This is a genomic window from Streptomyces sp. N35, from assembly GCF_016464295.1.
In the GTDB taxonomy this organism is placed as follows: Bacteria; Actinomycetota; Actinomycetes; order Streptomycetales; family Streptomycetaceae; genus Streptomyces.
The window spans coordinates 1-4,554 of sequence record NZ_JAEIMH010000178.1 but is presented as its reverse complement, the minus strand read 5'-3'; the positions used below and the strand labels follow the sequence as shown (position 1 = coordinate 4,554).

Sequence of the window (4,554 nt, the reverse complement as noted above, 5' to 3'; positions counted from 1 at the left end):
GGCGCCCTGTGCCCGCAGAAAGTGCGGACCGGGTCGCTTTCTTCGTTTCTGCGCGGCTTCGCCGCTCGTTGTGGGGGCTTCGCCACCCACACCCCCGTCAGGGGGCCGGCGTCGGCGATGAGGTGGGCGGGCAGCACTGCTCCCGTACGGCCGCCAGGCGGTCCGTGCTCACCTCATCCGCCGGGGTGTAGGCGACGATGCGGCAGTCCGGCATGCCGTTGATGGAGAGCGAGACGGACGTCATGCGTATCTCGCCCACCGCCCGGTGCCGGAAGGTCTTCACCCGCGGACCCGGCGGGACCACGTCGCCGCTCGCCCACAGCCGCGCGAAGAACGGGCTGGCCGCCGACAGGTCGCCGATGAACGACTCCCACACCGGCTCGCCCACATGCCGCCCGTACGCGCCGCGCAACTGGGCCACCATCAGCGGCAGTTCGGTCTCGCGGAACACCACGGGGCAGTCCTCGTCGCCGACCGTGAACAGCGCCCACAGCACATTGGGGCGCCCGGTCGCGTTCATCGCCGGGACGAAGAAGAGATCGCGGTACGCGGAGTTCGTCGCGAGCATGTCGTAGCGCGCGTTGTAGACCACCGCGGGCCGTGGGTCGAGGGCGTCGATGATGTCCTGGATCTCGGCGTCCACCTCGGGAAGGCCGGACGCGAGGTCCTCTGCGTCGGGCGCGAGCGGCACCTCGGCCAGGTGGTACAGGTGCTCGCGCTCCGAGCGGTCCAGGCGCAGGGTGCGGGCCACCGCGTCGAGCACCTGGCCCGATGCGTTGATCGGGCGGCCCTGCTCCAGCCACGTGTACCAGGTCACGCCGACTCCGGAGAGCTGCGCGACCTCCTCGCGGCGAAGCCCCGGCGTGCGGCGGCGCAGGCCCCCGGGCATGCCGACGTCGGCCGGTGTCACCCGCGCGCGGCGGCTGCGCAGAAAGGCCGCCAGCTCCGGGCGTCTGCGGCCCGTCCTGTGTTCCGTCGCCAAAGTCGTCACGTCCCCCATGGTCGAGCCGCTCCGCCGGGTCTGCCAGGTGCTGTCAGTACCCGTATCGGCGGGCTCTCGTTACCCGTACCGCCGCGCCGTCACGCTCGGTGGCATGACGACGACAACCGCACATCCCAGTAAACCGCCAGGGACCGACAACCGCCCTGCCGTCCGTCCCGGCCGGCTGCTCGCGGTGGTGCTCGCGGCCCAGTTCATGGCCCTGCTCGACGTCTTCATCGTCAATGTCGCCGCTCCCACGGTCCGTACCGAGCTCGGTGCGAGCGGCGCCGGGCTGCAGCTCGTGGTGGCCGGCTACACGATCGCGTACGCGGTGCTCCTGATCACCGGGGCCCGGCTCGGCCACCGGTTCGGGCACCGGCGGATGTATCTGGCCGGGCTCGCCCTGTTCACGGTCGCCTCGCTGGCCTGCGGCCTCGCCCAGAGCACCGGCCAGCTCATCGGCTTCCGGCTCGCGCAGGGCGCGGGCGCGGCCGTGATGATCCCGCAGGTGCTCAGCCTGATCCAGCGGACCTTCTCCGGCGAGGCGCGGGCGAAGGCACTCGGGGTGTACGCGGCGGTCCTGGCGGGCGGTGCGGCGGCCGGGCAGGTGCTGGGCGGTGTCCTGGTCAGCGCGGACCTGTTCGGCGCGAGCTGGCGGCCGGTGTTCCTGGTCAACGTGCCGGTGGGGATTGCCCTGTTGGTGCTCGGCCCGCGCGTCCTGCCCGCCGACGGGCCCCCGTCGCGTACGCGCGGCTTCGATCTGCCCGGAATGCTGCTGCTCGCCGGTGCCGTATCGCTGTTCACCGTTCCCCTGGTGCTCGGACAGGAGCAGGACTGGCCGCTGTGGGCCTGGCTCTCGCTCGCCGCGAGCGCCGTGCTGCTCGCCCTCTTCGCCTCGTACGAGAAGAGGCTGGCCCGCCGCGGCGGCGCCCCGCTGATCGCGCCGCAGGTGCTGCGGGTGCCCGGGATGGGGCTCGCGGTGGTGCGGATCGCCCTGGTGATGGCGGGGAACGCCGGCCTGATGTTCGTGCTCGCGCTGCATCTGCAGGGTGGGCTCGGACAGAGCGCGCTGCGCACGGGGCTCACCTTCGCCCCTGGCGCGGTGCTCTTCGGGGTGATCGGTCTCACCTGGCGCAAGTGGCCCGCGGCGCTCCAACGGGCGCTGGTTCCGGGCGGGTTCGCGCTGGCCGGGGCGGCCCCCCCGGCGCGGGGGGTGGCGCGGGGCGGCGGAGGGAGCGGGGGAGGGGGGCTCGGGGGGGGGTTCCCCCCCGGCGGCGCCGGGATGTCGCTCGCGTACAGCCCGACCTTCACGCGCGCCCTGGCGACCGTACGGCCCGAGGACGCCGCGGACGCCAGCGGACTGCTCACCACCGTGCTGCAGCTCGGTCAGCTGTCCGGGGTGGCGGTGTTCGGCACCGTTTTCCTGAGCCGGCCGCTCGGCGGCGCCCAGGAATCCGCGGACGCCCTCCTCATCACCGCATACGCGCTGGCCGGGGCCGCCTTTCTCGGCGCCGTGTCCGGACTGGTACGCGCGCGTCGCTGACCCATCCGGACGACCGTGGCACAATCGAGCGGGCCGGGATCGGGGGACGACGGCGGTCCCACGGGAGGGAGAAGCACGATGCCTGGGAGCAGCCTCGAGGAGGACGGCAACCTCCTCGACGTGGCCGAGACCCAGGGCTGCGAGCAGCTCCCCACCACCCCCGCACCGATCTCCCTCATCTGTCCGTCCTGCGGTTCCACCCATGTCGCCCAGGTGCTCGGCGACAACGGCGGGATCTCCTACGTGTGCACGGCCTGCGGCCACAGCTGGAGCTGAGCGGAACACATGGGCGCCCACAGGAGGAAGTGCGACTGGTGCGGCAGCGGTACGCCGATCGTCCGCGACATGGAACCGGTCAACCCCGACTACCAGTACTGGTGCGAGGAGTGCGCGCGGGCGCTGATCATAAAGGGCGACCCCATCGAGACCTACCGTGAACTCGAGGGGGAGCCGATCTACGGACGGCTGCTCGACGAGCACTGCACTCTGAAGCGCTTCTACTCGTTCGCGACGGCCTGAGAGCCGGTGCTCTGAGCGGGGACCTTCACGGGTTCGCGCCCGGCTCCCCGTACCCGTAGAGCCGCAAGCGCAAGGAATCCCATACCGGCCAGCGCATAGCCGGCCGAGAGCAGGAATTCGCCCGCGTTCTGGTCGAGTTCGGGCCGCACCGTGGTGCTGGTGCCGGCGTGCGGGACCCACCAGAGCGAGTACGAGCAGAAGATCACCGCCGCCGTCGCCGTCGCCGCCTTGAGCGCGCGACTGCCCAGGCGCCGGGCCTCGGCGGCCAGCAGCATCAGGACCGGCACGATCCACACCCAGTGATGCGACCAGGACACGGGACTGATCAGCAGAGCGGTCACGGCGCAGGCGGTGACCGCCCATGCCGTACGGCCTTCGACCAGTGAACTCACCGCCACCGCAAGGCCGAAGAGCGCCACCACGGCCGCCACGAGCACCCACCACAGGCCCGGGTCGGTGGTGTGCAGGAGACGGGCGAGCACGCCGCGCAGCGACTGGTTCGCGGTGTCCTCGGCCTGGCCCGGGCGGCTCGCGGAGAAGACCATCTCGGTCCAGAACCGCTTCGAGTCGTACGGCAGGACGACCGCGGACGCCACGGTGACCGTGAGGAACGTGCAGGTGGCGATGGCGGCCCGGCGCAGATGCGGGTTCCACCACGGCTGTGCGGCCCGTGCCCGGCGCACCGCCACGACGATGCCCGCGAGCGCGAGGAGCACGGCGAACAGCGCGGGCGTCAGCTTGATCGCGGCGGCGAGACCGATCCCGATGCCCGCCCAGCGGTTGTCCTTGCGGCGGGTCAGGTCCCCCAGCACGAACACCGCGAGCAGCAGGTTGATCTGCCCGTAGCGCAGCGTCGTCCACACGGGCTCGCACCACACGAGGGCGGCGGCGATGAGCAGGGCCGGCGCGAGGCGCTTGGCGCGGTCCTCGATACCGATGAGCCGCAGCGCCAGATAGACGAGCGCCAGGACGAGCAGCAGGTTGAAGCCGGTCGCGAAGGTCCGCATCTCCGGTACGCCGAGCAGGGTGAGCGGTGTGAAGAGCAGGGCGGCGAAGGGCGGGTACGTGGTGGGGAGGTTGGAGACCGTGGCCTGCATCGCGTAGAGGTCGCCGCCGTTGCGGACCGTCCAGCCCTCGGCGCGGTAGACCATCACGTCGAGGAGGGTCACGCCGGCCAGCCGCTGGGTGATCCAGAACGCCGTGAACGAGACCAGGCACACGAGCGCGGCGAGCAGCAGAGGGCGTCTGGCGTCCTTGTGCAGGTCGTCATCGGCTCGCGCGGCGGTTCGTCCCAGGATGGTCACGCCGACCGACGTTACCGGCTGCGGAACCCTTCTCCCGGCGGACGATCATGGCCACGGCAAACGATTTGGTGGAGCACCGGGGTGACCGTGTACTGTTGTCGACGTCGCCACGGGAAACCGGGCGAACACACCAAGCAAGGGGCTATAGCTCAGTTGGTAGAGCGCCTGCATGGCATGCAGGAGGTCAGGAGTTCAATTCTCCTTAG

At 71.5% G+C, this 4,554-nt stretch carries 5 protein-coding genes; 3 read left to right on the top strand and 2 right to left on the bottom strand.

Going from position 1 to position 4,554, the window contains the following annotated elements; translation table 11 throughout:
- Positions 1-97: 97 nt before the first annotated feature.
- Positions 98-1,000, bottom strand: a complete 903-nt coding sequence (locus JAO81_RS41610; protein WP_199553207.1) for a helix-turn-helix transcriptional regulator — start codon at positions 998-1,000, stop codon at positions 98-100.
- A 94-nt stretch (positions 1,001-1,094) separates the two neighbouring features.
- Between JAO81_RS41610 and JAO81_RS41605 the strand changes: the two genes are divergently transcribed.
- The 3 genes from JAO81_RS41605 to JAO81_RS41595 all read left to right on the top strand — a co-directional run bounded on the left by JAO81_RS41605 (position 1,095) and on the right by JAO81_RS41595 (position 3,044).
- Entirely contained in the window at positions 1,095-2,525 is a 1,431-nt protein-coding gene (locus JAO81_RS41605; RefSeq protein WP_199553206.1) for an MFS transporter, read from the top strand.
- Positions 2,526-2,603: 78 nt separating this feature from the next.
- Positions 2,604-2,801, top strand: coding sequence for a hypothetical protein (locus JAO81_RS41600; protein WP_199553205.1), 198 nt, complete (start codon positions 2,604-2,606; stop codon positions 2,799-2,801).
- Positions 2,802-2,810: 9 nt separating this feature from the next.
- Entirely contained in the window at positions 2,811-3,044 is a 234-nt protein-coding gene (locus JAO81_RS41595; RefSeq protein ID WP_016643127.1) for a hypothetical protein, read from the top strand.
- Here JAO81_RS41595 and JAO81_RS41590 read toward each other — a convergent pair.
- Positions 3,023-4,348 (bottom strand): glycosyltransferase 87 family protein, encoded by a 1,326-nt coding sequence (locus JAO81_RS41590; protein ID WP_199553204.1) that lies wholly within the window; start codon positions 4,346-4,348, stop codon positions 3,023-3,025. The two genes, JAO81_RS41595 and JAO81_RS41590, sit on opposite strands and share 22 nt — an antisense overlap.
- Between the last annotated feature and the right edge of the window lie 206 nt (positions 4,349-4,554).